Raw genomic sequence first — 26470 nt, 5'->3', positions numbered from 1 at the left:
CTGTCCGGCTGCCTCGAACCGAAGGAACGGGAGTGAAATGAACACGACTGCACTGATCCGCCCGGCCTGGACGCCGGCGACCATCGCGCTGATGGTGATCGGCTTCATGGTGTTCTGGCCGCTCGGCCTCGCCATGCTTGCTTATATCATCTGGGGCGACCGGCTTGACGGCTTCAAGCGCGACGTCAACCGCGCAACGGACGGCGTGTTCGCCGGCTGCCGCAGAAGCGCCGACAAGGCGCACCGCTGGGGCTACGGCGCTTCCCGCGGCCCGCGCACCGGCAACGTCGCCTTCGACGACTGGCGCGACAAGGAACTGGAGCGCCTCGCCGAGGAGCGCCGCAAGCTCGACGACATGCTCGCCGAGTTCGACGAATATGCGCGCGAGCTGCGCCGTGCAAAGGACCAGGAGGAATTCGACCGCTTCATGGCGAATCGCAACCGGTCCTCCGCGCCGGCCAGGCCGGAACGGCCCGGCGGTGACGCCAGCCGCGACAACGGCACGAATCTGCTCGACGATTGAGCAGTCCGGGCGGCCGTCGCCGCAATTCGATGCACGGAAACGGCGCCGTCGACCGACGGCGCCGTTTTTCTTTTCCGCAGCCCGGCTCCCACCTATCCAACAAAAAAGAATCGGCTATCGTCAGTGCATGCCCATCGCGCTGTTCAAGGCAACGACCGTCAGGAAAAGGAACACTGGCCGCTCGCTGGTCAAGGAGTGCCTGCACGAGGTCGCGGGCCGGACCTTGCCGCTCAGGATCGTCGAAAACGGCCGCGCCAGGCAGCTGACACTGAGAATCGACGCCGGTGGACGCTCGCTCAGCGTCACCATCCCGCCGGGGCTGGCCCGGGGCGAGGTCAATCGTTTCCTGAAGCGCCAGCAAGACTGGCTGGAAGAACGGCTTTCCAAGCTTCCCAAGCGCCCGCTGGTACGCCCAGGTATCAGGATACCGCTTCGCGGCATTCCACATGCCATCGTCCACGTGCCGGAGCGGCGCGGCACCGTGACCATCGGCAGGAAGGATGACGGCACGCCGGCCCTTTTCGTGCACGGCGAACGCGAGCACCTGCCGCGGCGGCTCGCCGATTTCCTGAAAAAGCAGGCGAAAAAGGACATCGAGGCGCTGGTGATGAAGCATACCGCCGCCATCAACAAGCGCGCCAAGTCGATCCGCTTCCGCGACACGTCGAGCCGCTGGGGCTCCTGCACCTCGGACGGAAAGCTGTCCTTCTCCTGGCGCATCATGATGGCGCCAAAGCCGATCATCAACTACCTCGTCGCCCACGAGGTCGCGCATCTCAAGCAGATGAACCACGGGCCCAAGTTCTGGAAACTGTGCGAGGAACTCTGCCCGGACACCGAGCGCTGCAAGGATTGGCTGAAGCGCAACGGCACCGCCCTGCAGGCGATCCAGTTCGAGTAGCGCCGCCGCCGGACGCCATGGGGTCAGGCGGGGCCGGAGCGGCCTCCCGCATACTCCAAAGACCGATGGAGTTCGTGCCGCCGGCGGCAGGCACTCCCAACCTTGGACGCTGACTTGATTTCTCGACTTTTGCGCCATTTCGTGCGACGTCGCGCGCCATGACGCTCGACGTGAAGATCTGCGGCCTGACGAAGCCGGACGCGCTGGAGGCGGCGCTCCGCAACGGCGCATCGCATGTCGGCTTCATCTTTTTCGGCAAGAGCCCGCGCAACGTCGCGCCCGCCGAGGCCGGCCGGCTTCGCACACTGGCGACCGGCCGGGCCAGGGCCGTCGCCGTGACCGTCGATGCGGACGACGCGACCCTCGACGCCATGGTCGCTGCCATGTCCCCCGACATGCTGCAGCTTCACGGCCATGAGCCGCCGGAGCGCGTCGCCGCGGTCAAGGCGCGCCACGGCCTGCCTGTGATCAAGGCCTTTTCCATCCGCGACGCCGGCGACCTCGCGGCGATCGCGCCCTATCGCGGCGTCGCCGACCGTTTCCTCTTCGACGCCAAACCGCCGAAGGGCGCGGAACTGCCGGGAGGCAACGGCGTGCCGTTCGACTGGCGGGTGCTCGCCGCGCTCGATCCCGATGTCGACTACATGCTGTCCGGCGGGCTCAATTCCCGGAACATCGGCGAGGCGCTGCGCCTGGTGCGGCCGGCCGGCATCGACGTCTCCTCCGGCGTCGAAAGTGCGCCTGGCGTCAAGGACGTCGGCCTGATCGACGCCTTCTTCGAGGCCGTGCGCGCCGCCGGCGAGAGGAGCGCGGCCTGACGCGGCTGTTGCCTTCGGGTCGCCGAAAAGGCTAAGCGAAGCCGACCGGCCGCCGACAAGACCGCCGCCCCCAAACGGAAACCGTCATGAACCAGCCGCCCGAGCCCAACTCCTTCCGCACCGGACCCGACGAACAGGGCATGTTCGGCACGTTCGGCGGCCGTTTCGTCGCCGAGACCCTGATGCCGCTCATTCTCGACCTAGAGCGCGAATGGAACGCGGCCAAGAACGACCCCGCCTTCAAGGCCGAGCTGACCGCGCTTTCGACCCACTATGCCGGGCGGCCGTCAAAGCTCTATTTCGCCGAAGGGCTGACGAAACATCTCGGCGGCGCAAAAATCTATTTCAAGCGCGAGGACCTGAACCACACCGGCTCGCACAAGATCAACAACTGCCTGGGACAGATCCTGCTCGCCAAGCGCATGGGCAAGAAGCGCATCATCGCCGAGACGGGCGCCGGCCAGCACGGCGTCGCCTCGGCGACGGTGTCGGCGCGCTTCGGCTACCCTTGCGTCGTCTACATGGGCGCCACCGACGTCGAGCGCCAGAAGCCCAACGTGTTCCGCATGAAGCTCCTGGGCGCCGAGGTCCGTCCCGTCAGCGCCGGCCACGGCACGCTGAAGGACGCCATGAACGAAGCTCTGAGGGATTGGGTCACCAATGTCGAGGACACCTACTACCTGATCGGCACCGCCGCCGGCCCGCATCCCTATCCGGAGCTCGTGCGCGACTTCCAGTCGGTGATCGGCGCGGAGGCGCGCGCCCAGATTCTCGAACAGGAAGGACGCCTGCCCGACGTGGTGATCGCCGCGGTCGGGGGCGGCTCCAACGCCATCGGCATGTTCCATCCCTTCCTCGACGACCGGTCGGTCCGCATCATCGGCATCGAGGCGGGCGGGCGCGGCCTCGAGGGCGTCGAGCATTGCGCCTCGATGAATGCCGGCCGGCCGGGCGTCCTGCACGGCAACCGCACCTACCTGCTGCAGAACGACGACGGCCAGATCCTCGACGGCCATTCGATCTCGGCGGGCCTCGACTACCCGGGCGTCGGCCCCGAGCACAGCTGGCTGAGGGATTCCGGCCGCGTCGAATATGTGCCCATCCTCGACGACGAGGCGCTGGAGGCATTCCAGCTGACCACCAAGGTCGAGGGCATCATCCCGGCGCTGGAGTCCGCCCACGCGGTGGCGCATGCGATGAAGCTCGCGCCGACGCTTCCCAAGGACCAGATCGTCATCGTCAACCTGTCCGGTCGCGGCGACAAGGACGTCCACACCGTCGCCAAGATGATGGGCATGGAGATCTGAGTATGACCACCCGCATCGACCGTCGCATGGCGAAGCTGAAGTCCGAGGGCCGGCCGGCGCTCGTCACCTATTTCATGGGCGGCGATCCCGACTACGCCACCTCGCTCAAGATCATGAAGGCGCTGCCCAAAGCCGGCAGCGACGTCATCGAGCTCGGCATGCCCTTCTCCGACCCGATGGCCGACGGCCCGGCGATCCAGGCGGCCGGACTGCGTGCGCTCAAGGCCGGCCAGACGCTGGCCAAGACGCTCGACATGGCGCGCGACTTCCGGGCCGGCGACGACGACACGCCGATCGTGCTGATGGGTTACTACAACCCGATCTACATCTATGGCGTCGAGCGTTTCCTCGCCGATGCGAAGCAGGCCGGCATCGACGGCCTGATCGTCGTCGACCTGCCGCCGGAGATGGACGCCGAACTCTGCATCCCGGCCCTCAAGGCCGGCATCAACTTCATCCGCCTCGCAACGCCGACCACCGACGACCGCCGGCTGCCCAAGGTGCTGCAGAACACGTCGGGCTTCGTCTACTACGTGTCGATGACCGGCATCACCGGCTCGGCGCTCGCCGACACGGCCAAGGTCGCGACCGCCGTGCAGCGCATCAAGGGCCATACCGACCTGCCGGTCTGCGTCGGCTTCGGCGTCAAGACCGCCGAGCAGGCGCGCACCATCGGCGCCTCGGCCGACGGCGTCGTGGTCGGCACGGCGATCGTCAACGCGGTCGCCAACGTCATCGACCCGAAGGGCGGGCTGACGGCTGACCCGGCGGAAGCGGTCGCCACGCTGGTCAGCGGGCTCGCGCAGGGCGTGCGCGCCTCGCGCCTTGCTCCCGCCGAATAGCATTCCCATCTTTCCCCAGGAACGGGAACCTTCGCCATGAACTGGATCACCAATTTCGTCCGTCCGAAGATCAATTCGATGCTCGGACGCCGGGACATTCCCGAAAATCTCTGGATCAAGGATCCCGAGAGCGGCGAGATGGTGTTCCACAAGGACCTCGAGGAGAACCAGTACGTCATCCCCTCGTCGGGCCACCACATGAAGATTTCGGCGAAGGAGCGGCTGAAGTTCTTCTTCGACGGCGGCGCCTACACGCTCATCGAGAACCCGAAAGTCTTCGTTGACCCGCTGAAATTCCGCGACGAGAAGCGCTACACCGACCGCCTCAGGGACGCCAAGGCCAAGACGGGGCTGGAGGACGCGATCCTCAACGCGTCGGGCGAGATCGAGGGGCTGCCCATCATCGCCACCGTGCAGGACTTCGCCTTCATGGGCGGTTCGCTCGGCATGGCCGCCGGCGAAGCTATCGCCAATGCCTTCGAAACCGCGCTCGTCATGAAGCGGCCGCTGGTGCTGTTCGCAGCCTCGGGCGGCGCGCGCATGCAGGAGGGCATCCTGTCGCTGATGCAGCTGCCGCGCACCACCGTCGGCGTCGACCGCCTGAAGGAAGCCGGGCTGCCCTACATCGTCGTGCTCACCAACCCGACGACCGGCGGCGTCACCGCGTCCTACGCCATGCTGGGCGATGTCCATATCGCCGAACCCGGCGCGTTGATCGGCTTTGCCGGCCCGCGCGTCATCGAGCAGACCATCCGCGAGAAGCTGCCCGAAGGGTTCCAGCGCTCCGAGTACCTGATGGAGCACGGCATGGTCGACATGGTCGTCTCCCGCCTCGAGATGAAGTCGACCGTCGCGCGGCTCCTGAAGATCCTGCTCAAGAGCCCGGCAGCGAGCGCCGGCGAGCCCGAAATGCTGCCGCCTGCGCTGGCGGCGCCGGAAGCCCGGCCCGGCGCATAAACGACGCGCCGCGCCGCGGCGCTTCATTGTGCGCGCCGGCGGCCGGGGTCTATTCTCGAGCCGGCATGGCGCGCCAGACCCTGCCTTTGGGGCATTGATGACCGCTCTACTCGCCGACCGTGAAATCGAACGCCTGCTGGCGCTGCACCCAAAGGGCTACGACCTGTCGCTCGATCGTGTCCGGCGCCTTCTCGAGCGGCTCGGCAACCCGCAGCTCAGGCTTCCCCCCGTGATCCACATCGCCGGCACCAACGGCAAGGGATCGGCGGCGGCCTTCGCGCGCGCCCTCCTGGAGGAGGCCGGCTACCGCGTGCATGTGCATACCTCGCCGCACCTGGTGAACTGGCACGAGCGCTACCGCCTTGCCGCCGAGGGCGGCGGCAGGCTTGTCGACGACGCACTGCTCGCCAGCACCATCGGCCGCGTCGCCGAAGCCAACCAGGGCGAGACGATCACGGTCTTCGAGATCCTGACCGCCGCTACCTTCCTGCTGTTCTCGGAACATCCCGCCGATGCGGCGATCATCGAGGTCGGGCTTGGCGGACGCTTCGACGCCACCAACGTGATCCCGGACCCCGCGGTCTCTCTGATCATGCCTGTCTCGCTCGACCACGAAGCCTATCTCGGCGACCGCGTCGAACTGATCGCGGCCGAGAAGGCCGGCATCATCAAGCCCGGCCATCCCGTGGTCGTCGGCGCGCAGGAGGCCGAGGCCGCACAAACCGTGCTCGTGGAGACGGCCGAGCGGCTCGGCAGTCCGGTCACGGTCTACGGGCAGGACTTCCTCGCCTATGAGGAAAACGGCCGCATGGTCTACCAGGACGGCGACGGGCTGATGGACCTGCCGCCGCCGATCCTGCCGGGGCGGCATCAATACGCCAATGCCGCAGCTGCCATCGCGGCGGTGCGCGCCGCCGGCTTCGAGATCGACGCCGACGCGGCCGGCCGCGCCATGCGCAATGTCTACTGGCCGGGCCGCATGCAGCGGCTGCAGAAGGGCCGGCTTGCCGAACTCGCACCCGAAGGGGCCGAAATCTGGCTCGACGGCGGCCACAACCCCGGCGCTGGACTGGTCGTCGCCGAGGCGCTGGTCGAACAGGAGGAACGGCAGCCGAGGCCGCTGTTCCTGATCTCGGGGATGATCAACACGAAAGACCAGACGGGCTATTTCAAGGCTTTCGTGGGCATGGCGCGCCACGTCTTCGCGGTGCCGGTCAGCCTGTCCGACGCCGGCGTGCCGAACACGGAACTGGCGATCCGCGCCCAGGAGGCCGGCCTGTCGGCGGAGCCGGTGGCATCGGTCGCCAATGCGCTCATGCTGCTGCGCGACACCTGGGACGAGAGAGAGCCGGCGCCGCGCATCCTGATCGGCGGCTCGCTCTACCTGGCGGGAGCGGTGCTGGCCGACAACGGCACGCCGCCGACCTGACCGGTTTGGGGCCTAGACGGAAAAACTCGTCCCGCAGCCGCAGGCGGCGACCGCGTTCGGGTTCCTGATCTGGAAGGACTGGCCCATCAGGTCGTCGACGAAGTCGATCACCGAGCCGCCCATATAGACCATGGACAGGTCGTCGATCAGCACGGTGGCGCCGTTCTTCTCGATGGCCACGTCGTCCTCGTTCCTGGCGTCGACGAGGTCGAACTTGTAGGAGAAGCCGGAGCAGCCGCCACCCTCGACCGAGACCCGCAGCGCTATCTTGCCGGGCTCGCCGGCCAGAATCCTGGCCACGCGGTTGGCTGCGGCGTCGGTCACGTCGACCTTCATCGTGGTCTTTGCATCAGCGCCCATGTGGCGTCACCTTGCTTTGGCGTTCGCATGATAGGTATGAACGGGCGTAGGGCAAGTCAACGGGCGCGCATTCGGCCATGGGCAAGGAGCTTGGCGAGATCGGTTTCGGCTATCGCCCCCGCGCGCCCTACGCCTGCGATCCCGATCATGCGCGCGGACGCTTCAAGGCCGAGCCGGAAAGCCCGACCCGCACGCCGTTCCAGCGCGACCGCGACCGCATCGTCCACTCGACCGCCTTCCGCCGGCTGAAGCACAAGACGCAGGTGTTCGTCGCGCACGAGGGCGATCACTACCGCACCAGGCTCACCCATACGATCGAGGTCGCGCAGATTGCCCGCGCGCTCGCCCGGGCGCTGCGCTGCGACGAGGATCTCGCCGAGGCGATCGCGCTGGTGCACGATTTCGGCCACACGCCCTTCGGCCACACCGGCGAAGACGCGCTCAATGCGAAGATGGCGGCATGGGGCGGCTTCGACCACAACGCCCAGTCGCTGCGCATCGTCACCCGTCTGGAGCGGCGCTACGCCGAGTTCGACGGGCTGAACCTCACCTGGGAGACGCTGGAGGGCCTGGTCAAGCACAACGGCCCGCTCACGGACGCCGCCGGAAACGGGCTGAAAGGGCCGGTGCCGCAGGCCATCCGCGACTTCAACGAACTCTTCGACCTGTGGCTCGACAAGCATGCCGGCCTGGAAGCGCAGTGCGCGGCCATCGCCGACGACATCGCCTACAACACGCATGACATAGACGACGGGCTGCGCGCCGGCCTGCTGACCCTCGACATGCTCGACGCCGCCACCCTGCCGCGCGGCATCCTGGCAGGCGTGCGCGAACGCTACCCGCGCCTCGATGCTGTCCGCACCGGCCACGAGCTCATGCGCCGCCAGATCACCATCATGGTCGAGGACGTGATTTCTACGGCCATGGCCCGCCTCGAACGGCTGAAGCCGCAAAGCGCCGACGACATCCGCAACGCCGGCGAGACTATGGTCGTCTTCTCCGACGAGCTTGCCGCGCAGGAGCGCGAACTGAAGGCGTTCCTCTACAAGCACATCTATCGCGCCGACGAGGTGATGCGCGTCAGGGCGGACGCCGAACGGGTCGTCAAGGAGCTTTTCGACGCCTATTTCGCCGATCCCAGGTTGATGCCCGAGGGCTGGCGCGAGGGGCTCGACCTCGCCCCGGACCGCATCAAGGCGCGCGACGTCGCCGATTTCCTCGCCGGCATGACCGACACCTATGCCCTCAAGGAACACCGCCGCCTGTTTGACCATACGCCCGATTTGGGCTAGGGCGGCTGCGATTTTGCGGCATTCTTCCGCATATTCGCCGAACATCCAGAGACCGACATGAACATCTTCGCCGATTTCAACGCGCGGGTCGTCAAGGCCGTCGAGGCGCTTGGCCTGACCGACAAGGACGGCGCGCCGCTCGATCTTTCGCGCGTGACCGTCGAGCCGCCGCGCGACGCCAGCCATGGCGACCTCGCCACCAACGCGGCCATGGTGCTGGCGAAGCCCGCCGGCCAGAATCCGCGCGCGCTGGCCGAAACCATCGCCGCAGCACTGCGCGCCGACGGCGACGTGGTGGGCGTGGACGTCGCCGGTCCCGGCTTCGTCAACATGAAGCTCTCCGACGCGTTCTGGCAGGCGCAACTCGCCTCGATGCTGGCCGCCGGCACCGATTTCGGCCGCTCGACCATCGGCGCCGGGACAAAGACGAATGTCGAATATGTCTCGGCCAACCCGACCGGCCCGATGCATGTCGGCCATTGCCGCGGCGCGGTGGTCGGCGACGCTCTTGCCAACCTGCTCGCCTTCGCCGGCTACGAGGTGACCAAGGAATATGTCATCAACGACGCCGGCTCGCAGATCGACGTGCTCGGCCGCTCGGCCTTCCTGCGCTACCGCGAGGCACTGGGCGAAACCATCGGAGAGATTCCGCCCGGCCTCTACCCGGGCGACTACCTGATCCCTGTCGGCCGGGCGCTCGCCGCCGATTTCGGGCGCGGCCTGCTGCAGATGCCCGAGGACGAGGCGCTCGCCATCGTCAAGGACCGCACGGTCGACGCCATGATGGGCATGATCAAGGAGGACCTGGCGCTCCTCAATGTGCATCACGACGTGTTCTTCTCCGAGCGCACGCTGCATGCCGACGGCGCCAGGGCGATCCGCGCGGCGATCAACGACCTGACGCTCAAGGGCCACATCTACAAGGGCAAGCTGCCGCCGCCCAAGGGCGAGAAGCCGGACGACTGGGAAGACCGCGAGCAGACGCTGTTCCGCTCGACCGAGGTCGGCGACGACATGGACCGGCCGCTGGTCAAGTCGGACGGCTCATTCACCTATTTCGCCGCGGACGTTGCCTACCTCAAGGACAAGGTGGATCGCGGCTTCGACGAACTGATCTACGTGCTGGGCGCGGACCACGGCGGCTACGTCAAGCGGCTGGAAGCGCTCGCCAAGGCCGTCACCAACGGCCGCGTGACGCTTACGGTGCTGCTCTGCCAGCTTGTGAAGCTCTACCGCGGCGGCGAGCCTGTGCGCATGTCGAAGCGCTCGGGCGACTTCGTCACGCTGCGCGAAGTGGTGGAGGAGGTCGGCCGCGACCCGATCCGCTTCATGATGCTCTACCGCAAGAACGATGCGCCGCTCGACTTCGACTTCGCGAAGGTCACCGAGCAGTCGAAGGACAACCCGGTGTTCTACGTGCAGTACGCTTCCGCGCGCTGCCATTCGGTCTTCCGCCAGGCGCGCGAGCAGTTCCCTGACATGGCGTTCGGCCGCGAAGCGCTGGCCGCGACCGGGCATCTGCTAACCGACGAGGGCGAACTCGGCCTGATACGCAAGCTCGCCGAGTATCCGCGCATGATCGAAGCCGCAGCGCTGGCGCACGAGCCGCACCGCATGGCCTTCTATCTGTACGACCTCGCCAGCGCGCTGCATGCGCACTGGAACCGGGGCGCCGACAACGACGACTTACGTTTTGTTAAGGTTAACGATCCAATATTGACGTCTGCCAGACTCGGGCTGGTGCAGGCTGTTTCGGATGTGTTGACTTCCGGCCTGGCGTTGATCGGAGCGGACGCGCCGAAAGAGATGCGCTAGGTCGAACAGGGCCAGAACCGAACAAGAACCTGTCACCTTTTGCCCACATTGCGCTGGTAGGGACCAACCCTGCGCGACGTCAAGGCGTCCGAATGTGTGCGAGTTCGGGAAACGATGGCAGACAAGAACCAGCTGAAAATCGCCGATCAGGTCGACCTTGCGGACGACGATCCCTTTGCGGAACTAACCAGGATCATGGGCTTCGACCCGCGGCAGCCTGCCAGGCAGCCCGCGCCGGAGCCGCTGCCCGAGCCTGCCGCGGCGGAACCGGCTTCGGCCGAGGACGATTTCAGCCTCGACCTCGAGAAGGAACTGCTCGGCAGCTTCGACCTCGAGGACGACCACACCGACACGGCGGCCGAACCCGCATTTGAGCCGGAGGCTGCCAGCGGCCCGGAAATCGCCGAACCGCGCCTTCCCGAAACCGATTTCGACTTCTCGAGCACTTTCGAGGCTGCGATGGCCGCGCCGGACGAGGCCTATGAGCCCGTGGGCGAAGCGCAGCTCGACGCGTCGCCCGCCATCGCCGAGGCGGCATTCGACACCCCCGAGACGCGTGACGTCGATTTCGACTTTTCCGGCGAGTTCGAGGCGGCGATGGCCGCCCCCGAAGCGTTCGACGAACAGAATCCCGTCCAGCAGGAACCCGAATTCGATGGCGAGTTCGAGGCGGCGTTCGCCGCAGCGGGGGGCCCGCTCGAGGACCCGCTTCCGGCAAACGACGAGCCGGTATTCGACCTCGGCCTGACGGAAGAGGACATGCACGGGCTTGACGAGAGCCTGCGCGCGCCTGCCCTGCCGACAACGCCGGAGGCGGTTGCCCAGGACGCCGCCCTCGAAGACAATCTCGACGCGGCGATGGCCGATTTCATGGCCGACGAGCCGGCGTTCGAGGCGGCACCGTCCGATCAGCCCGGCGCCGAGGCACCCGTTGCAGCCTCCACCGCCATCGAGGCGGACGGCGTCGACCTCGCGCTGTTCGACGAAAGCGACTTCACCCTCGAAGAAGAGGAACCGGCCCTGGCCGGCAGTCCGGTGGACCAGCCCGAGGCTGTCGAGAGCCCGCCCGAGATCGACGAGAGCGCATTCCAGTTCAGCGCCGACGACCTCGATATCACCGCCGAGCCTCCGGTCGCCGCAACTGACGAGACCCAGCCGGCGCCGGAGCCGTTCTCCTTCGACGACCTCGACTTCACGGTCACCGAGGAACCCTCAGGCGACGCGGCGCAAGCCGAACCCGTTGCCGCATTTACCCCCGACGTCGAGATCGCAACCGAGGCGGTGTCCGCGGAAACCTACAGCCTGCCTTCCACGCCCGCCGACGCCTTTCCAGCGCTGCAGGCGGCGGCCCCGCGCAAGCTGCCGACCTCGCCGATGGACGTCGCCGCCGAGGAATTCCGCCAGCGCGAGGCGACTGCGGCGCCGGCGCAGCCCCAATTCAACCTCGAGGACGAACTCAACGCCCTGCTCGGCAACCTGAAGTCCGTAGCCCAGCCTGACGCCAAGCCGACCGTGGCGAGCGCCCCGGCAACGCCTCCGCAGGCCTTCGAAGCGCCCGCTTTCGAGCCGTCCCCCTATGTGCCGCCGGCCTATGAGCCGCGGAGCCAGGGTGTTTTCGGTTCGACCGGGGCAGCCGACTACGCCGAGCCCGGGCACGACGCCTATGCTCCCGTCGGCGTCGATGCGCCCGAGCATCCCGTCGACATCGACGACAACCTGAACTGGGAACTCGAGGAAGCCTTCACCGAGGCCGCGCCGGAGGAAGACGCCATGTCGGCCTACGAAGCCCCCTCGTACCCTGCGGAACACGACCGTTACGGCGGAGGCTATTCTCCGGAACCTCTGCCCGGCTATGCGGCGCGCCCCGACAACTGGGACGAGCCGGCGCCGGTCGACCTGGAAGACATGTTCGCGGAACTGGCGGACGCGGCCGTTCCGGAGAAGGAAGCGTCGTACCCTGGCGGCGCGCTTGCGGCGGCAGCGGCGGCCGGCCTCGGGTCGCGTGCCTTCGAGCCCGCCGCCCGGTTCGCGCAGCCCCGCCAGCCGGCGGCGAGCAGCGATGCCCGGCGCGACAGCCCGCATCGCGACCCGGTGGTGCGCGGAAATCCGATGAAGGAAGACCCGCTCGACATCATCACGCAGCTTGCCGAGAAATATTCGCGCAAGGAGCCGGAGACCCCCTACGGCCGCGCGATGAGCGTCGCCGCGGGCACCGCGCCCGCCGGCTACTACGATCAATACGACGATGGCGGGGACGTCGACATCGCCGACGCCTTCGAGGAGCCGCCGGAAGTCGAGACGATCGAGGTGGGCGACCATGCGATCGCGCTGGCCGACGATCTCGACATCCCCGAACTCCCCGAGGAGGACGACCTTCCTCCGGTGGCGGCCTATGACGATCTCGATAGCGAGTTCTCGTCGCTGCTGAGCGAGATGAACGCCGAGCAGGCCGAGCTCCCCGAGGAGGAAGACCCTCTGCTCGGCGGTTTCAGCGCCCGGCCCTACGAGACAAAAGTCGCGGCCGCGGTCCACGGCGCGCAGCCGGCCCGGTCCAGGGCCTACGACGACATCGACCAGGACGCGTTCGGCTTCGACGCCCGCGACCTGCCCGGCAACGCCGTCCAGCCGGACGCGCGCTTCGCCGCCGACGACTACCAGTACGATCCCGACCTCGACCAGGACATCGCAGCGGCGCACCCGGTGGCGGCGCAGACCCGCGGTACGCGCTCGCGCGGCCTGATGGTGGCCGGGCTCGTCGGCGGCGTCGCGCTGATCGGCGCGATCGGGGCCTTCGCCCTTTCCTTCGGCGGCGGAGACGACGCGCCGGCAATCGTCAGGGCGGACGACGATCCGGTAAAGGTCCGGCCGGAAAACCCGGGCGGCGCCACCGTGCCGAACCAGGACAGCAAGGTCTACGAAACCGTCGCCGGGGACAGCGAAGCCGGCAGCGCGACGCAGCAGGAAAAGCTGGTGAGCACCACCGAGGAGCCGGTGGACGTGATGCCGTCGGCCGCCGAAGACACGGCGAACGCGTCCGGCAAGAGCGAGGATCGCATCGAGCAGATCCTCGAGGATGCGGAAAACAAGACCGATGCGGAACTCGTGGCCGTCGCGCCGCGCAAGGTGCGCACCATGGTGGTGAAGCCCGACGGCACGCTTGTGCCGCGCGAGGACGAGCCTGAGACCGCGGCCGCGGAGCCGACCCAGGCGATCGCCGCGGCGACGCCTGAGGCTGCCCCGGCACCCGCCATTCCGCAGCCCGACGCCGTCGAATCGACCGGCGCGCTGCCCGAGGCGCAGACCGCACCGGAGGAGACCACCGCGGCCGAAGCCGAACTGCCGGCGGCCGACGAGGGCGTCGACGACGTCGCGTCCATGCCCGACACGGTGCCGATCGCGCCGCTGCGTCCCGCCGACCAGCCGATCGACGTCGTCGGCGAGGTGCAGCCGGACCAGGTCGCCGCGGCGACCGCGACGGCGGCGGCGAGCTCGGGCTGGGCCATGCAGATCGCGTCCCAGCCCAGCCAGGAGGCGGCGCAGGCGTCCTACCAGAACCTGCTTCGCCGCTACGGCGCCGTGCTTGAAGGCCGCGAAGTCAACATCGTGAAGGCCGAGATTTCGGGCAAGGGCACGTTCTGGCGGGTCCGCGTGCCGGCGAACAGCCGCAACGAGGCGATCGGGCTCTGCGAGAACTACAAGGCTGCAGGCGGCAACTGCTTCGTCTCGAGGTAGTCGCCCAAAAGCATCCGGGACACGGAAGAACGGCGCGGCCCAGCCGCGCCGTTTCCTTTGTTTCCGGGCGATGCCGGGCCGGCCGGTGGTGCGCGGGGCGCCAGTTGGAGTAAAATAACGCGATGACCGAATCAAAAGCCATGGTCCTCGGGTGCCAGGGCAGAACGCTGAGCCGCGAGGAAGTCCGGTTCTACCGGGGCGAATGCCCATGGGGCTTCATCCTGTTCGCGCGCAACATCAGCGAGACCGAGCAGATCCGCGATCTTGTCGCCGAAATGCGCGACTGCGTCGGACGCGACGATGCGCCGGTGTTCATCGACCAGGAGGGCGGCCGCGTGCAGCGCATCCGCCCGCCGCTCGCGCCGAACTATCCGGCCGGCGCCGCGCTTGGGGCGCTCTGGCAGGACGATCACGACGAAGGCGAGCGGGCGGCCTGGCTGCTGGCGCGCCTGCACGCCTTCGACCTGCGCCGTTACGGCATCACCGTCGACTGCCTGCCGGTACTCGACGTGCCGGTCGACGGCGCCAGCGACGCCATAGGATCACGCGCCTACGGCAACAGGCCCGAAATCGTCGCCGCACTCGGGCGGGCGACAGCCGACGGGCTGATGGCGGGCGGCGTCCTGCCGGTCATGAAGCACATGCCCGGACACGGCCGGGCGCTGGCGGACACGCATTTCGAGCTTCCCACGGTGACGGCAAGCCTCGGCGAGCTGCAGCGGCACGATTTCGCGCCCTTCCGCGAACTGGCCGACCTGCCGATCGGCATGACCGCGCATGTCGTCTTCAGCGCGATCGACCCGGTCAATCCCGCCACCACCTCGGGCAAGGTCATCGACCAGGTCATCCGCGGCGAGATCGGGTTCGACGGGCTGCTGATCAGCGACGACACCTCTATGAAGGCGCTTTCTGGGGATTTCCCGTCGAAAGCCGCCGCGATCCTTGCCGCGGGCTGCGATATCGTCCTTCACTGCAACGGAGACATGGGGGAAATGGCGGGCATCGCCTCGCGGACGCGGGGGCTCGAAGGAACCTCGCTGGAACGCGCGAAACGGGCGCTTGCCCGGATCAGCGACCTGGACGCGGCCGACGAAGCGGAAGTCCGCGCGGAATTTGCGTCCTATTTCGAAGCGACGGCCGTCGCGTAGGAGAAGAAGGGAAGGCCTTGGCGGAAGCTGCGGAAAGCAAGGCTGGAAAAGCGGCGCCCATGGACCGACTGTGGGCGGACAACGACGAGTCGCGCACCTCCGACGACCCGGCGCTGGTGGTTGATGTCGCCGGCTTCGAGGGACCGCTCGACCTGCTGCTCCACCTGGCGCGCAACCAGAAGGTCGATCTCGCCCGCATCTCCGTGCTGGCGCTCGCCGAACAGTACCTCATCTTCATCGAGACCGCGCGCAAGCTGCGCCTCGAACTCGCCGCCGACTACCTCGTGATGGCGGCCTGGCTCGCCTTCCTGAAGTCGAAGCTGCTGATCCCGAAGCAGCCCGGCGACGAGGGCGAATCGGGCGAGGAACTCGCGGCGGTGCTGCAGTTCCGCCTGAAGCGCCTCGAAGCCATGCGCGACGCGGCCGCGCGCCTCGTCAACCGCAACCGGCTCGGCCGCGACGTCTTCCGGCGCGGCATGCCGGAACTGGTCATCATCGAGAAGCGCAACGAATGGTCGGCAACGCTCTACGACCTGCTCAGCGCCTATGCGATCCAGCGCCAGCGGCAGGCGATCGACCGCGTCAATATCGCCAAGCGCGGCGTCTGGTCCTTGAAGGATGCGCGCGAGGTGCTTACCCGACTGATCGGCGAACTCGGCGACTGGACGGCGCTCGACCAGTTCCTGATCAAGTACCTGACCACGCCGGAGGACCGGGCGACGGCGATCGCAAGTTCCTTCGCCGCGAGCCTGGAGCTCATCCGCGAAGGCACGCTCGAAGCGCGCCAGGAGCAGGCTTTTGCGCCGCTCTACCTGCGCGGCCGCCAGCAACCCGCCAAGAAGCCCATCGAGGTGGTGACATGACCGAAAGCGCAAACGCTTCCGTCGTTCCTTTTCCGGCCGTCGAGGCGCCTGCCGCCGAGCCGGGCGACACCGACACCGCGCTTCGCAACCCTGCCGAACGGCTGCAGATCGCCGAGGCGGTGCGCATGGCCGAAGCCATCGTGTTCGCCAGCGCCGAGCCTGTCGCGGAGAAGCAGATCGCGCAGCGCCTGCCCGACGGGCTTGATATCCCGGCGGTGATGCAGGAACTGCAGGAGATCTATGCGCGCCGCGGCGTCAACCTGGTGCGCGTTGGCGACGCCTGGGCCTTCCGGACGGCCGGCGACCTGGCCTTCCTGATGAGCCGAGACACGGTGCAGCAGAAGAAGCTGTCGCGCGCCGCGCTGGAGGTGCTCGCGATCATCGCCTATCACCAGCCGGTGACCCGCGCCGAAATCGAGGACATCCGCGGCGTCGAGACCTCCAAGGGGACGCTCGACACGCTGATGGAGACGGATTGGATCCGCATGCGCGGGCGGCGGCGGACGCCGGGCCGCCCGGTCACCTACGGCACGACCGACAATTTCCTCGACCATTTCGCGCTCGAGGAAATCCGCGACCTGCCCGGCATGGAAGAACTGAAGGGCGCCGGGCTGCTGGCGGCCCGCATGCCTGCCAATTTCTCGATGCCGGTACCACCGTCTGATCCCGATCTCCTGACCGAGGACGAGGACCCACTGACTGACGTGGACCTCGAGGAACTCGGCCTGTTGACACCCAGGGTGACAGATGATTGACCCGCAGGCGGAAGCGTAGCCCTGCTTCCGCCGCACCGGAGTTGGTCGTTGAGGTCGCAGGACTCTCCCAGAGAAGCGCAGGTCGCAGCACGCGTCACGGCCGGCGTCACCTTCGCGGCCAGGCTCGCTTTCGAAAACGTCAGCCACGCCTTCACAGCGGACCGCCGGACGCTTGACGGCATCAGCCTCCAGGCGGAGCCGGGCGAAGTGCTCTGCCTGCTCGGCCCCTCGGGGTCGGGCAAGACGACCCTGCTCAGGATTGCCGCGGGCATCGAGCCGCAGACTTCGGGCCGCGTGCTCTTGAACGAGCGCGAGATCGCCGGCCCCGCCGTCTTCCTGCCGCCGGAGCAGCGCTCGATCGGGCTCGTCTTCCAGGATTTCGCGCTTTTCCCGCACCTTACCATCCTGGACAACGTCCGCTTCGGCCTGACCGCCCTTTCGCGCGAGGAAGCGCGCCGCGAAGCGCATATCGCGCTTGCCCGCGTCGGCCTCGAACATCATGCCCTTTCCTTCCCGCACGTCCTCTCCGGCGGCGAGCAGCAGCGCGTCGCGCTGGCGCGGGCGCTGGCGCCCCGGCCCGCCGTTCTCCTGATGGACGAGCCCTTTTCGGGCCTCGATTCGCGCCTGAAGGACAGCGTGCGCGCCGAAACGCTTGCCATCCTGCGCGAAAGCCGCGCCACGGCGATCGTCGTCACCCACGATGCGGAAGAGGCGATGCGCCTCGGCGACCGCATCGCGCTGCTGAAGGACGGCCGGTTGGTGCAGCACGGCCGCGCCGAGGAAATCTATCTCAACCCGGCCAACCTGTTCGCCGCCGGCTTCTTCTCCGAACTCAACCTGTTTTCCGCCCGGGTGGCCGGCGGTCATGCCGAGACGGCGGTGGGCAGGGTCGAGGCGCGGGGCCTGGCCGACGGCGCGCTCGCGACCGTGGCCGTGCGCCTGTCGGGCTTCGACATCGGTTCGGTCGAAGGCGCATTCGAGGCGCGCGTGCTGTCGCGTCGCTATCTCGGGGTCGTCGAACTCATCGAATTCGCCGTGCCGGGCGCCGAAAGGCCCGTCCGCGCGCGCATCCGCTGCGGCGCATTGTCCCCGGATGCACGAGATATCTGGCTTTCGCTGCGAAACTCTGACGTACTTGTGTTTGAAACCGGCGCAGAAAACGCATAGATCGTAGCCAGAGAACAACATGGGAAGAGAGTAGCAATGGGTTCCTTTTCAATCTGGCACTGGCTGATCGTGCTGGTCGTCGTGCTTCTGGTGTTCGGCCGCGGCAAGATTCCCGAGCTGATGGGCGACATGGCCAAGGGCATCAAGAGCTTCAAGAAGGGCATGGCCGACGACGACACGGCCGAAGACGCCAAGACCGTCGAGCATCGCGCCGACGAGGCGCTGAACACCGCAGGCAAGGAAAAGGCTTCCAAGAGCTGACGCTCGGCAACGGGTGATCCCAAGGGAGCTGGGCGCAGGCCATGTTCGACATCGGCTGGACCGAGATGTTGGTGATCGCGGTCATCCTGATCGTGGTCGTCGGACCGAAAGATCTGCCGAAGATGCTGCGCACCTTCGGCAGATCGACGGCGAAGCTGCGCTCGATGGCCAACGACTTCCAGAAGCAGTTCAACGAGGCGCTTAAGGAAGCAGAGCTCGACGACGTCAAGAAGTCGGTCGACACGCTCAGAAGCCTGAACCCGACCCACGAGATCAAGAAGCAGCTCAATCCGTTCGAGAAGGCTGCGGCAGACGTCCGCGCCGGCCTCGACACGCTGAAGCCCAAGCCGCCTGAACCGGCGTCGGCGACCGCAACGGCGGCCGAACCTCTGAAGGGCGGCGCCACCGCCATGCCCGGGGAACCGGCGGCCGCCACGCCAGCGGCCCCCTTGCCGTCCAGCCCGCCCGCCGACCTCGCCGCGGCGCAGCCGGCCGCCAAACCCGCGAAGCCCAAGGCTGCGAAGAAGCCAGCCGGCGCCGCGACGGCCGCCAAGCCCAGGGCTTCCCGCGCCAAGAAGAAAACCGAAAGCAGCCCGACGTGAGCACCAACGACCAGGACGAGGTCGACAAGTCGTCGGCGCCGCTCATCGAACACCTGATCGAGCTGCGCTCGCGGCTGATGTGGTCGCTGGGCGGCTTCTTCATCGCCTTCCTGGTCTGCTTCTTCTTCGCCAAGCAGCTGTTCAACCTGCTCGTCATCCCGTTCCAGTGGGCGGTCTCCTGGGCCGATCTGGCCAACCAAAAAGTCGAGCTGATCTACACGGCGCCGCAGGAATTCTTTTTCACGCAGATCAAGCTCGCCATGTTCGGCGGCCTGGTGATCGCCTTCCCGGTGATCGCGGCGCAGATCTACAAGTTCGTCGCGCCCGGCCTCTACAAGAACGAGCGCAGCGCCTTCCTGCCCTTCCTCATCGCCTCGCCGATCCTGTTCCTGACCGGCGCGGCCCTTGTCTACTTCTTCTTCACCCCGATGGTGATGTGGTTCTTCCTGGCCATGCAGCAGACCGGAGCCGATGGCGAGGTCGAGATATCGCTGCTGCCGAAGGTGTCGGAGTATCTCAGCCTCATCATGACGCTGATCTTCTCCTTCGGTCTGGTGTTCCAGCTGCCGGTGGTGACCACGCTGATGGCGCGCGTCGGGCTCCTGTCCTCCGAGGCGCTGGCCGACAAGCGCAAATGGGCGATCGTGATCGCCTTCGTCGTGGCCGCCGTGCTTACCCCGCCCGATCCGGTCAGCCAGATCGGGTTGGCAGTGCCGACCATCATCCTCTACGAGGTTTCGATCTGGGCCGCGCGGTGGGTCGAGCGCAAGCGCGAGGCCGAAAGGCTGGCGCGCGAGAAAGAGGAAGCCGCCGACGCGGCCTCGACCGCCGGCAGCGGCGCATCGCCGGCCGAATAGGTCACTCCGTCAGGCACGGGCATTGCCAAAGGCGCTGGACCGAAAAGGCGGCGACAAGGCCGCCGCCTTTGTGTCCGTTCAGGCTTCTCGACTTCGCGAAGGGCCGCTCAGGCCTTGCGCGGCGGTCCTTCCCGTTCCGCGGACTTCGCCCACAGATTGACGTTCGCCTCGCGGGCGTAGCGGTCGATCTCGCCGAGCTCGGCATCGCTGAAGTCCAGATTGCCCAGGGCGCCGACGCAGTCCTCGACCTGGCTGACCCGGCTGGCGCCGATGAGGGCGGAGGTCACCCGCCCGCCGCGCAGCACCCAGGCAAGCGCCATCTGCGCCAGCGTCTGCCCGCGCTTCTGCGCGATGTCGTTCAGCGCCCTGATGTTGGCGAGCGTCTGCTCGTTCAGGAACGACTGCCGCAGCGACTTGCCCTGGGCGGCGCGGCTGTCATCGGGAACGCCGCCGAGATATTTGCCGGTGAGCATGCCCTGGGCGAGCGGCGAAAACACGATGGAACCGACGCCGAGGCCGTCCAGCGTGTCGAGCAGGCCGTCCTCCTCGACCCAGCGGTTGATCATCGAATAGCTGGGCTGGTGGATGATGAAGGGCGTTCCCATGGAACGCAGGATCGAGGCGGCCTCGCGGCTGCGCTGCGAATTGTAGGAGGAAATGCCCACATAGAGCGCCTTGCCCGACCTGACGGCGGTATCGAGCGCGCCCATCGTCTCCTCGAGTGGCGTGTCGGGATCGAAGCGGTGGGAATAGAAGATGTCGACATAGTCGAGCCCCATGCGCTTCAGGCTCTGGTCGAGGCTGGCGAGCAGATATTTGCGGCTGCCCCATTCGCCGTAGGGACCCGGCCACATCTCGTAGCCCGCCTTCGACGAGATGACCAGTTCGTCGCGATAGCCCGCGAAGTCGGTGCGCAGGATGTCGCCGAAGGCCGTTTCGGCGGAGCCGGGGGGCGGACCGTAGTTGTTGGCGAGGTCGAAATGGGTGATGCCGAGGTCGAAGGCCTTGCGGCAGATCGCGCGCTTGACCTGGTGCGGCGTGTCGTCGCCGAAATTGTGCCACAGGCCGAGCGAGATCGCCGGCAGCTTGAGGCCCGAATTGCCGCAGCGGTTGTAGATCATCGCCTCATAACGATTGTCGGCGGGTTGCCAGCTCATTGTTCAATTCCTCTTGGTTTGGTCGGGTTCAGGCAGCGCCGCTGCCCCAGGGTCCGTGGTGCGCACCGGACGAATCAATGCGCTCGAACCCATGCGCGCCGAAGAAGTCGCGTTGTGCCTGGATCAGGTTGGAGGTGCCGCGGCCGAGCCGGTAGCTGTCAAAATAGCCGAGCGCCGACGACAGCGCAGGCACCGGCAGGCCGGCCTCGGCCGAGCGGGCGACGATCCGTCGTAGCGCCGGGTTCGCCTCCTGCATCATCTGCACGAAGGCCGGCGTCATCAGCAGGTTGGCGACCGGGCCGCCGGAGAAGGCCTTCGCCAGCGTGCCCAGGAACTGCGAGCGGATGATGCAGCCGGCGCGCCAGATTTTCGCGATGGTCGGCAGCGGCAGGTTCCAGCCGAACGCCCGGCTTGCCTCGGCCATGACGGCGAACCCCTGGGCATAGGCGGCGACCTTGCCGGCGAACAGCGCAAGCTCGAGATCGGCGAGCACCTCGTCCCTGCCGCCGGGAAATGGCGCGACGCCGCCGCCGTAGACCGCCTGTGCCGCAACCCGCTCGTCCTTCAGCGAGGAGAGGACGCGGGCGGCGACCGCCGCCTCGATGGTCGTTGCCGGAACGCCGAGTTGCTGCGCCTCGATCACCGACCACTTGCCGGTGCCCTTCTGGCCGGCGCGGTCGAGGATCATGTCGACCATCGGTTTGCCGGTCTCGGGATCGTCGGCCTCGAGGACCCTTGCGGTGATCTCGATGAGATAGGAATCGAGCCGCCCCTCGTTCCACCGCGCGAAGACTTGGCCGATCTCCTTCGGCGCCATGCCCAGCCCGTCGCGCAGGATGCCGTAGATTTCGGCGATCATCTGCATGTCGGCATATTCGATGCCGTTGTGGATCGTCTTGACGAAGTGGCCGGCGCCGTCCGGGCCGAGCCACGCCGCGCACGGCTCGCCTTCATATTTCGCGGCAATCGCCGTCAGCACCTTTTCGACCCGCTTCCAGGAGGCCTCGGCGCCGCCGACCATGATCGACGGGCCGTGGCGGGCGCCTTCCTCGCCGCCCGACACGCCCATGCCGATGAAGGTCAGGCCCGATCCCTCGAGTTCGCCGAAGCGGCGCATGGTGTCACGGAAATTGGCGTTGCCGGCGTCGATCATGATGTCGTTTGCCGAGAGCACCCCGCGCAAATGCGCGATCTGCTCGTCGACGGCCGCGCCGGCCTGCACCATGATGATGACGGGGCGCGGCGGGCGGATGGCCGCTGCCAGCGCCTCGATCGTGTCGCAGGGAACGATCCTGTCCCTCAGCGGGCCGGCATCCTGGTGGAACTCGTGGGTCTTCGAGGCGGTTCGGTTGAAGACGGCGATGCGGTTGCCCTTTTCGGCGATGTTCAGCGCCAGGTTGGATCCCATCACGCCGAGGCCAATCAGTCCGATTTCGGCATCCGCCATCATTCCATTCCTCCATACGCCGCGAACCATGTTTCGGGCAGAACTCCGGGGCGCGATGTTTGACGCCGGGCCCGAGCTTCGTCAACACGCACGGCCGATCAGCCTGCGCGACGCTTTCGTCCGTACAGTTCCAGCCGGTGATGCACGATGTCGTAGCCGAGCGATTTCGCGATCTCGTCCTGCAACTGCTCGATGCGATCCGACTTGAACTCGATGACGTCGCCGGTCTCGATGTCGATCAGATGATCGTGATGTTCACCGGACGCATGTTCGAAGCGCGATGGGCCGCCCTCGAAGGCGTGGCGGTGGATGGCGCCCATGTCGCCCAGCAGCTTCATCGTGCGGTAGACGGTGGAAAGCGAGATGGAGGGATCGACCGCCACCGCGCGGCGAAAGATTTCGAGCGCGTCGGGATGGTCTTCTGTCTGCGACAGGATGCCGAGAATGGTCCGGCGCGGGCGCGTGATGCGCACGCCCGCCCTGCGCAGCTCCTTCTCGTAGTCGAGCCGTTTCTGAGGCCGTTTCTTCATCGCCGCACTATGCGCCAGATGACACCCAGTTGCAAAAGGCAACAGGTTGGCTTCACGACTTTTCGCCGAGTTTCTTGCAAACGATTTGCAATTGCATTGACCGAACGCGGCGATCTTGCTATGGAACATGGCGCTCCGATCCATCGCCCCCCGACATGAGGATGCCATGAGACTGCTGACGACCGCCCTCGCCCTTGCGGCCGCAATGGCCATGGCCGGTCCGGCCGCCGCGCAGGAGAAGTTCAAGGCCGTCACCACCTTCACCGTGATCGCCGACATTGCGCAGAACGTCGCGGGCGATGCCGCCACCGTCGAATCGATCACCAAGCCGAACGCCGAGATCCACAACTACCAGCCGACGCCGGGCGATATCCTGCGGGCGCAGGACGCCCAGCTGATCTTCTGGAACGGGCTCAACCTGGAACTCTGGTTCGAGCGCTTCTTCAACAATCTGAGCGACGTGCCGAGCGTTGTGGTGTCCGACGGCGTCGAGCCGATGGGGATCGCCGAGGGGCCCTATACCGGCAAGCCCAATCCGCATGCCTGGATGTCTCCAGACGCGGCGCTGATCTATGTCGAGAACATCCGCAAGGCGCTGGCCGAGCACGACCCCGGGAACGCCGAGACCTACAACCGCAACGCCGCCGACTATTCGGAGAAGATCAAGGCCGAGGTCGAACCGATCCGCAAGGCGCTGGCCGACATTCCCGAGGACCGGCGCTGGCTGGTCTCGAGCGAAGGCGCCTTCAGCTACCTGGCGCGGGACTTCGGCCTGAAGGAACTCTATATCTGGCCGATCAATGCCGACCAGCAGGGCACGCCGCAGCAGGTGCGCAAGGTCATCGACGCGATCCGCGCCAACAACATCCCCGCCGTCTTCAGCGAGAGTACGGTTTCAGCCAATCCGGCCAAGCAGATCGCGCGCGAGACCGGGGCGAAATACGGCGGCGTGCTCTACGTCGATTCGCTGAGCGACGCGGACGGCCCGGTTCCGACCTATCTCGACCTGCTGACGGTGACCGCCCAGACCATCGCGAAAGGCCTGCAGGAATGACAGCCCCCATCAGGGTCGAACCGGAAGGCGGCGGCGGGCTCCAGGCCGAGCACGTGACGGTCACCTATCGCAACGGCCACACCGCCCTGCGCGACGCGTCCTTCGCCATTCCGCGCGGCACGATCACGGCGCTGGTCGGGGTCAACGGGTCGGGCAAGTCGACGCTGTTCAAGGCGATCATGGGTTTCGTGCCGCTGGCGGCCGGTTCGGTCACCGTGCTCGGGATGCCGGCTCCAGAGGCGCTGAAACGCAATATCGTCGCCTACGTCCCGCAGAGCGAGGACGTCGACTGGAACTTCCCGGTGCTGGTCGAAGACGTCGTGATGATGGGCCGGTACGGCCACATGAACATGCTGCGCATCGCGCGAAGCCGCGACCGCGAGGCGGTCGACCAGGCGCTGGAGCGCGTCGGCATGGCGGCCTTCCGCAAGCGCCAGATCGGCGAACTCTCCGGCGGACAGAAGAAGCGCGTCTTCCTGGCGCGCGCACTGGCGCAGGACGGCAAGGTCATCCTGCTCGACGAACCCTTCACCGGCGTCGACGTTCGCACCGAGGAGGCGATCATCGCGCTCCTCCAGTCGCTGCGCGACGAGGGGCGAGTGATGCTGGTGTCCACCCACAATCTCGGCAGCGTGCCGCGCTTCTGCGACCGCGCCATCCTGATCAACCGCACGGTGCTCTGCCACGGCCCGACCGCAGACGTGTTCACCCAGGCCAACCTCGAACAGGCTTTCGGCGGTGTGCTGAGGGAGTTCACGCTCGGCGGCGCCGACCTGCACGAGGACGACGACCGCCGCACGGTGACCGTGCTGACCGACGACGAACGGCCGCTCGTCATCTACGACACGGGCGAGGAAAAGGCCGCAGGCGATCCCGGCGAGCGCGCGAAATGACCGACCTCCTCTGGGAGCCGTTCACCTATGGCTACATGGTCAACGCCATGTGGGTGTCGGCGCTGGTGGGCGGCGTATGCGCCTTCCTTTCGGCCTATCTGATGCTGAAGGGCTGGTCGCTGATCGGCGACGCGCTGTCCCATTCCATCGTGCCGGGCGTTGCAGGAGCCTACATGCTCGGCCTCCCCTTCGCCTTCGGCGCGTTCATCTCGGGCGGGCTGGCGGCGGGCGCGATGCTGTTCCTCAACCAGCGAACCAAGCTCCGGGAAGACGCCATCATCGGACTGATCTTCACCTCGTTCTTCGGGCTCGGCCTGTTCATGATCTCACTGTCGCCGGCATCCGTGAACATCCAGACGATCGTTCTCGGCAACATCCTCGCGGTGACGCCGGCCGACACGCTGCAGCTCGTCATCATCGGCGGCGTGTCGCTGGCGGTGCTGCTGGTCAAGTGGAAGGACCTGATGGTCGCCTTCTTCGACGAGAACCACGCCCGCTCCATCGGCCTCAACCCGGACCGCCTCAAGGTGATGTTCTTCACGCTGCTGGCGGCCTCGACCGTGGCGGCGCTGCAGACGGTCGGCGCGTTCCTGGTGATCGCGATGGTGGTGACGCCCGGGGCGACCGCCTATCTGCTGAGCGACCGCTTCCCGCGGCTGATCGTCATCTCGGTGGCGATCGGCGCAACGACCAGCTTCGTCGGCGCCTATGCAAGCTATTTCCTCGACGGCGCAACGGGCGGCATCATCGTTGTGGCGCAGACGCTGATCTTCCTCGTCGCCTTCGTCTTTGCCCCCAAGCACGGCCTGCTCGCGTCGCGGCGGCGGGCGCGGCTGGAGCTGGACGCGGGCGCATAGGGACAGGCAGATGATCGAAACGCTCACCCTTCCTTTCGCCTTTCCGTTCATGCAGCAGGCCTTCGCCATCGCGCTGCTGGTCGCGGTGCCGGCCGCCCTGCTCTCCTGCTTCCTGGTGCTCAAAGGCTGGTCGCTGATGGGCGACGCCGTCAGCCATGCCGTGCTTCCAGGCGTGGTGCTCGCCTACATCGCCGGCATCCCGCTCGCCATCGGCGCCTTCGCAGCCGGCATGTTCTGTGCGCTGGCGACCGGCTATCTGAAGGAGAACAGCCGGATCAAGGAGGACACCGTCATGGGCGTGGTGTTCTCGGGCATGTTCGGGCTCGGCATCGTGCTCTACACGAAAATCCAGACCGAGGTGCATCTCGACCACATCCTGTTCGGCGACATGCTCGGGGTATCCTGGAGCGACGTCGGCCAGACGGCGCTGATCGCCGTCATCTGCGTCGCGGCGATCGGCATTTTCCGGCGCGACCTCCTGCTGCACGCCTTCGACCCCCAGCATGCGCGCGCCATCGGCCTTCCGGTCCGGCTGCTCCACTACGGACTGCTCTCGGTGCTGTCGCTGACCATCGTCGGCGCGCTGAAGGCGGTCGGCATCATCCTGGCGGTCGCGCTGCTGATCGCGCCGGGCGCGGTCGCCTTTCTCCTGACGACACGCTTCGAGCGCATGCTGGCGGTGTCGGTGATCGTGGCGGTGACGGCATCGCTCGCCGGCATCTATCTCAGCTTCTTTATCGACAGCGCACCGGCCCCGACCATCGTGCTCCTGCTCAGCGCCTGCTTCGCAGCCGCCTTCCTGGTCTCGCGGCGGCGGGCCGCGAGCCGCGATCGCACCGAAGTCCCGGTCTAGCCAGTCCCCCGCGGGGGCTTGCAATTCGCCGGCGCGTGACGACATTGACG

General features: G+C 67.1%; 25 protein-coding genes. 21 read left to right on the top strand and 4 right to left on the bottom strand.

Features of this window, described 5'->3' with window-relative positions; all coding sequences use genetic code 11:
* Positions 1-37 precede the first annotated feature (37 nt).
* The 7 genes from ABUE31_RS09930 to ABUE31_RS09900 all read left to right on the top strand — a co-directional run bounded on the left by ABUE31_RS09930 (position 38) and on the right by ABUE31_RS09900 (position 6777).
* On the top strand, positions 38-523 hold the full coding sequence (locus tag ABUE31_RS09930; RefSeq protein WP_367723376.1) for a DUF2852 domain-containing protein: 486 nt from the start codon (positions 38-40) through the stop codon (positions 521-523).
* A gap of 127 nt (positions 524-650) precedes the next feature.
* Positions 651-1424 (top strand): M48 family metallopeptidase, encoded by a 774-nt coding sequence (locus ABUE31_RS09925; protein WP_367723375.1) that lies wholly within the window; start codon positions 651-653, stop codon positions 1422-1424.
* A gap of 158 nt (positions 1425-1582) precedes the next feature.
* A complete protein-coding gene (locus ABUE31_RS09920) occupies positions 1583-2242 on the top strand; it encodes a phosphoribosylanthranilate isomerase (RefSeq protein ID WP_367723374.1) in 660 nt (219 codons plus the stop codon).
* A gap of 86 nt (positions 2243-2328) precedes the next feature.
* Positions 2329-3549, top strand: a complete 1221-nt coding sequence (gene trpB, locus ABUE31_RS09915; RefSeq protein ID WP_367723373.1) for a tryptophan synthase subunit beta — start codon at positions 2329-2331, stop codon at positions 3547-3549.
* A gap of 2 nt (positions 3550-3551) precedes the next feature.
* The gene (gene trpA, locus ABUE31_RS09910; protein WP_367723372.1) at positions 3552-4391 is read left to right on the top strand and encodes a tryptophan synthase subunit alpha; all 840 of its coding nucleotides are present in this window, start codon (positions 3552-3554) and stop codon (positions 4389-4391) included.
* A 36-nt stretch (positions 4392-4427) separates the two neighbouring features.
* The gene (gene accD / locus ABUE31_RS09905; protein ID WP_367723371.1) at positions 4428-5348 is read left to right on the top strand and encodes an acetyl-CoA carboxylase, carboxyltransferase subunit beta; all 921 of its coding nucleotides are present in this window, start codon (positions 4428-4430) and stop codon (positions 5346-5348) included.
* A 97-nt stretch (positions 5349-5445) separates the two neighbouring features.
* On the top strand, positions 5446-6777 hold the full coding sequence (locus ABUE31_RS09900; protein WP_367723370.1) for a bifunctional folylpolyglutamate synthase/dihydrofolate synthase: 1332 nt from the start codon (positions 5446-5448) through the stop codon (positions 6775-6777).
* A gap of 12 nt (positions 6778-6789) precedes the next feature.
* On the opposite strand, the gene erpA is transcribed toward ABUE31_RS09900, so the two are convergent.
* A complete protein-coding gene (erpA, locus tag ABUE31_RS09895) occupies positions 6790-7137 on the bottom strand; it encodes an iron-sulfur cluster insertion protein ErpA (RefSeq protein ID WP_367723369.1) in 348 nt (115 codons plus the stop codon).
* A gap of 77 nt (positions 7138-7214) precedes the next feature.
* Here erpA and ABUE31_RS09890 point away from each other — a divergent pair, with 77 nt between their 5' ends.
* The 10 genes from ABUE31_RS09890 to tatC all read left to right on the top strand — a co-directional run bounded on the left by ABUE31_RS09890 (position 7215) and on the right by tatC (position 19629).
* Positions 7215-8429: a deoxyguanosinetriphosphate triphosphohydrolase gene (locus tag ABUE31_RS09890; protein WP_367723368.1), complete on the top strand. Its 1215-nt coding sequence runs from the start codon at positions 7215-7217 to the stop codon at positions 8427-8429.
* Between the two features lie 57 nt (positions 8430-8486).
* Positions 8487-10244: an arginine--tRNA ligase gene (argS, locus tag ABUE31_RS09885; RefSeq protein ID WP_367723367.1), complete on the top strand. Its 1758-nt coding sequence runs from the start codon at positions 8487-8489 to the stop codon at positions 10242-10244.
* 114 nt (positions 10245-10358) lie between these two features.
* Entirely contained in the window at positions 10359-13976 is a 3618-nt protein-coding gene (locus ABUE31_RS09880) for an SPOR domain-containing protein (protein ID WP_367723366.1), read from the top strand.
* 122 nt (positions 13977-14098) lie between these two features.
* A complete protein-coding gene (nagZ, locus tag ABUE31_RS09875; RefSeq protein WP_367723365.1) occupies positions 14099-15124 on the top strand; it encodes a beta-N-acetylhexosaminidase in 1026 nt (341 codons plus the stop codon).
* 59 nt (positions 15125-15183) lie between these two features.
* Positions 15184-15987, top strand: a complete 804-nt coding sequence (locus ABUE31_RS09870) for a segregation and condensation protein A (RefSeq protein ID WP_367723364.1) — start codon at positions 15184-15186, stop codon at positions 15985-15987.
* The gene (gene scpB / locus ABUE31_RS09865; protein ID WP_367723363.1) at positions 15984-16742 is read left to right on the top strand and encodes an SMC-Scp complex subunit ScpB; all 759 of its coding nucleotides are present in this window, start codon (positions 15984-15986) and stop codon (positions 16740-16742) included. Before ABUE31_RS09870 ends, scpB begins: the two co-directional genes overlap by 4 nt.
* 48 nt (positions 16743-16790) lie before the next feature.
* A complete protein-coding gene (locus ABUE31_RS09860; RefSeq protein ID WP_367723362.1) occupies positions 16791-17909 on the top strand; it encodes an ABC transporter ATP-binding protein in 1119 nt (372 codons plus the stop codon).
* Between the two features lie 36 nt (positions 17910-17945).
* Positions 17946-18170, top strand: coding sequence for a twin-arginine translocase TatA/TatE family subunit (locus ABUE31_RS09855; protein ID WP_367723361.1), 225 nt, complete (start codon positions 17946-17948; stop codon positions 18168-18170).
* A gap of 41 nt (positions 18171-18211) precedes the next feature.
* A complete protein-coding gene (gene tatB, locus ABUE31_RS09850) occupies positions 18212-18772 on the top strand; it encodes a Sec-independent protein translocase protein TatB (protein ID WP_367723360.1) in 561 nt (186 codons plus the stop codon).
* On the top strand, positions 18769-19629 hold the full coding sequence (gene tatC / locus ABUE31_RS09845; RefSeq protein WP_367723359.1) for a twin-arginine translocase subunit TatC: 861 nt from the start codon (positions 18769-18771) through the stop codon (positions 19627-19629). Before tatB ends, tatC begins: the two co-directional genes overlap by 4 nt.
* 107 nt (positions 19630-19736) lie before the next feature.
* On the opposite strand, the gene mgrA is transcribed toward tatC, so the two are convergent.
* The 3 genes from mgrA to ABUE31_RS09830 all read right to left on the bottom strand — a co-directional run bounded on the left by mgrA (position 19737) and on the right by ABUE31_RS09830 (position 22763).
* The gene (gene mgrA, locus ABUE31_RS09840; protein WP_367723358.1) at positions 19737-20786 is read right to left on the bottom strand and encodes an L-glyceraldehyde 3-phosphate reductase; all 1050 of its coding nucleotides are present in this window, start codon (positions 20784-20786) and stop codon (positions 19737-19739) included.
* Positions 20787-20814: 28 nt separating this feature from the next.
* On the bottom strand, positions 20815-22233 hold the full coding sequence (gene gnd / locus ABUE31_RS09835; protein WP_367723357.1) for an NADP-dependent phosphogluconate dehydrogenase: 1419 nt from the start codon (positions 22231-22233) through the stop codon (positions 20815-20817).
* 98 nt (positions 22234-22331) lie between these two features.
* Entirely contained in the window at positions 22332-22763 is a 432-nt protein-coding gene (locus tag ABUE31_RS09830; protein WP_367723356.1) for a Fur family transcriptional regulator, read from the bottom strand.
* 166 nt (positions 22764-22929) lie between these two features.
* Here ABUE31_RS09830 and ABUE31_RS09825 point away from each other — a divergent pair, with 166 nt between their 5' ends.
* From ABUE31_RS09825 to ABUE31_RS09810, 4 genes are read left to right on the top strand one after another with little or no spacing between them, the layout of a single operon-like run.
* Positions 22930-23817 (top strand): metal ABC transporter substrate-binding protein, encoded by an 888-nt coding sequence (locus tag ABUE31_RS09825; protein ID WP_437344097.1) that lies wholly within the window; start codon positions 22930-22932, stop codon positions 23815-23817.
* Positions 23814-24710 (top strand): manganese/iron ABC transporter ATP-binding protein, encoded by an 897-nt coding sequence (locus ABUE31_RS09820; protein ID WP_367723355.1) that lies wholly within the window; start codon positions 23814-23816, stop codon positions 24708-24710. Before ABUE31_RS09825 ends, ABUE31_RS09820 begins: the two co-directional genes overlap by 4 nt.
* Positions 24707-25567: a metal ABC transporter permease gene (locus tag ABUE31_RS09815; protein ID WP_367723354.1), complete on the top strand. Its 861-nt coding sequence runs from the start codon at positions 24707-24709 to the stop codon at positions 25565-25567. Before ABUE31_RS09820 ends, ABUE31_RS09815 begins: the two co-directional genes overlap by 4 nt.
* A 10-nt stretch (positions 25568-25577) precedes the next feature.
* On the top strand, positions 25578-26420 hold the full coding sequence (locus tag ABUE31_RS09810; RefSeq protein WP_367723353.1) for a metal ABC transporter permease: 843 nt from the start codon (positions 25578-25580) through the stop codon (positions 26418-26420).
* The last annotated feature ends 50 nt before the right edge of the window (positions 26421-26470 follow it).

It is taken from the genome of Mesorhizobium marinum (genome assembly GCF_040813675.1).
In the GTDB taxonomy this organism is placed as follows: Bacteria; Pseudomonadota; Alphaproteobacteria; order Rhizobiales; family Rhizobiaceae; genus Mesorhizobium_K; species Mesorhizobium_K marinum.
This window is presented reverse-complemented; position numbering and strand designations above follow the sequence as displayed.

Excerpts from the sequence above, each read along its gene's own strand:
- ABUE31_RS09880 (WP_367723366.1), top strand. The coding sequence starts at position 10,359 with ATGGCAGACAAGAACCAGCTGAAAATCGCCGATCAGGTCGACCTTGCG.
- trpA (WP_367723372.1), top strand. The coding sequence starts at position 3,552 with ATGACCACCCGCATCGACCGTCGCATGGCGAAGCTGAAGTCCGAGGGC.
- gnd (WP_367723357.1), bottom strand. The coding sequence starts at position 22,233 with ATGGCGGATGCCGAAATCGGACTGATTGGCCTCGGCGTGATGGGATCC.
- argS (WP_367723367.1), top strand. The coding sequence starts at position 8,487 with ATGAACATCTTCGCCGATTTCAACGCGCGGGTCGTCAAGGCCGTCGAG.
- ABUE31_RS09810 (WP_367723353.1), top strand. The coding sequence starts at position 25,578 with ATGATCGAAACGCTCACCCTTCCTTTCGCCTTTCCGTTCATGCAGCAG.
- ABUE31_RS09870 (WP_367723364.1), top strand. The coding sequence starts at position 15,184 with ATGGACCGACTGTGGGCGGACAACGACGAGTCGCGCACCTCCGACGAC.
- ABUE31_RS09920 (WP_367723374.1), top strand. The coding sequence starts at position 1,583 with ATGACGCTCGACGTGAAGATCTGCGGCCTGACGAAGCCGGACGCGCTG.
- ABUE31_RS09925 (WP_367723375.1), top strand. The coding sequence starts at position 651 with ATGCCCATCGCGCTGTTCAAGGCAACGACCGTCAGGAAAAGGAACACT.
- erpA (WP_367723369.1), bottom strand. The coding sequence starts at position 7,137 with ATGGGCGCTGATGCAAAGACCACGATGAAGGTCGACGTGACCGACGCC.
- ABUE31_RS09900 (WP_367723370.1), top strand. The coding sequence starts at position 5,446 with ATGACCGCTCTACTCGCCGACCGTGAAATCGAACGCCTGCTGGCGCTG.
- trpB (WP_367723373.1), top strand. The coding sequence starts at position 2,329 with ATGAACCAGCCGCCCGAGCCCAACTCCTTCCGCACCGGACCCGACGAA.
- ABUE31_RS09830 (WP_367723356.1), bottom strand. The coding sequence starts at position 22,763 with ATGAAGAAACGGCCTCAGAAACGGCTCGACTACGAGAAGGAGCTGCGC.
- mgrA (WP_367723358.1), bottom strand. The coding sequence starts at position 20,786 with ATGAGCTGGCAACCCGCCGACAATCGTTATGAGGCGATGATCTACAAC.
- ABUE31_RS09890 (WP_367723368.1), top strand. The coding sequence starts at position 7,215 with ATGGGCAAGGAGCTTGGCGAGATCGGTTTCGGCTATCGCCCCCGCGCG.
- ABUE31_RS09855 (WP_367723361.1), top strand. The coding sequence starts at position 17,946 with ATGGGTTCCTTTTCAATCTGGCACTGGCTGATCGTGCTGGTCGTCGTG.
- accD (WP_367723371.1), top strand. The coding sequence starts at position 4,428 with ATGAACTGGATCACCAATTTCGTCCGTCCGAAGATCAATTCGATGCTC.
- nagZ (WP_367723365.1), top strand. The coding sequence starts at position 14,099 with ATGACCGAATCAAAAGCCATGGTCCTCGGGTGCCAGGGCAGAACGCTG.
- ABUE31_RS09825 (WP_437344097.1), top strand. The coding sequence starts at position 22,930 with ATGAGACTGCTGACGACCGCCCTCGCCCTTGCGGCCGCAATGGCCATG.
- tatB (WP_367723360.1), top strand. The coding sequence starts at position 18,212 with ATGTTCGACATCGGCTGGACCGAGATGTTGGTGATCGCGGTCATCCTG.
- ABUE31_RS09815 (WP_367723354.1), top strand. The coding sequence starts at position 24,707 with ATGACCGACCTCCTCTGGGAGCCGTTCACCTATGGCTACATGGTCAAC.
- ABUE31_RS09930 (WP_367723376.1), top strand. The coding sequence starts at position 38 with ATGAACACGACTGCACTGATCCGCCCGGCCTGGACGCCGGCGACCATC.
- scpB (WP_367723363.1), top strand. The coding sequence starts at position 15,984 with ATGACCGAAAGCGCAAACGCTTCCGTCGTTCCTTTTCCGGCCGTCGAG.
- ABUE31_RS09820 (WP_367723355.1), top strand. The coding sequence starts at position 23,814 with ATGACAGCCCCCATCAGGGTCGAACCGGAAGGCGGCGGCGGGCTCCAG.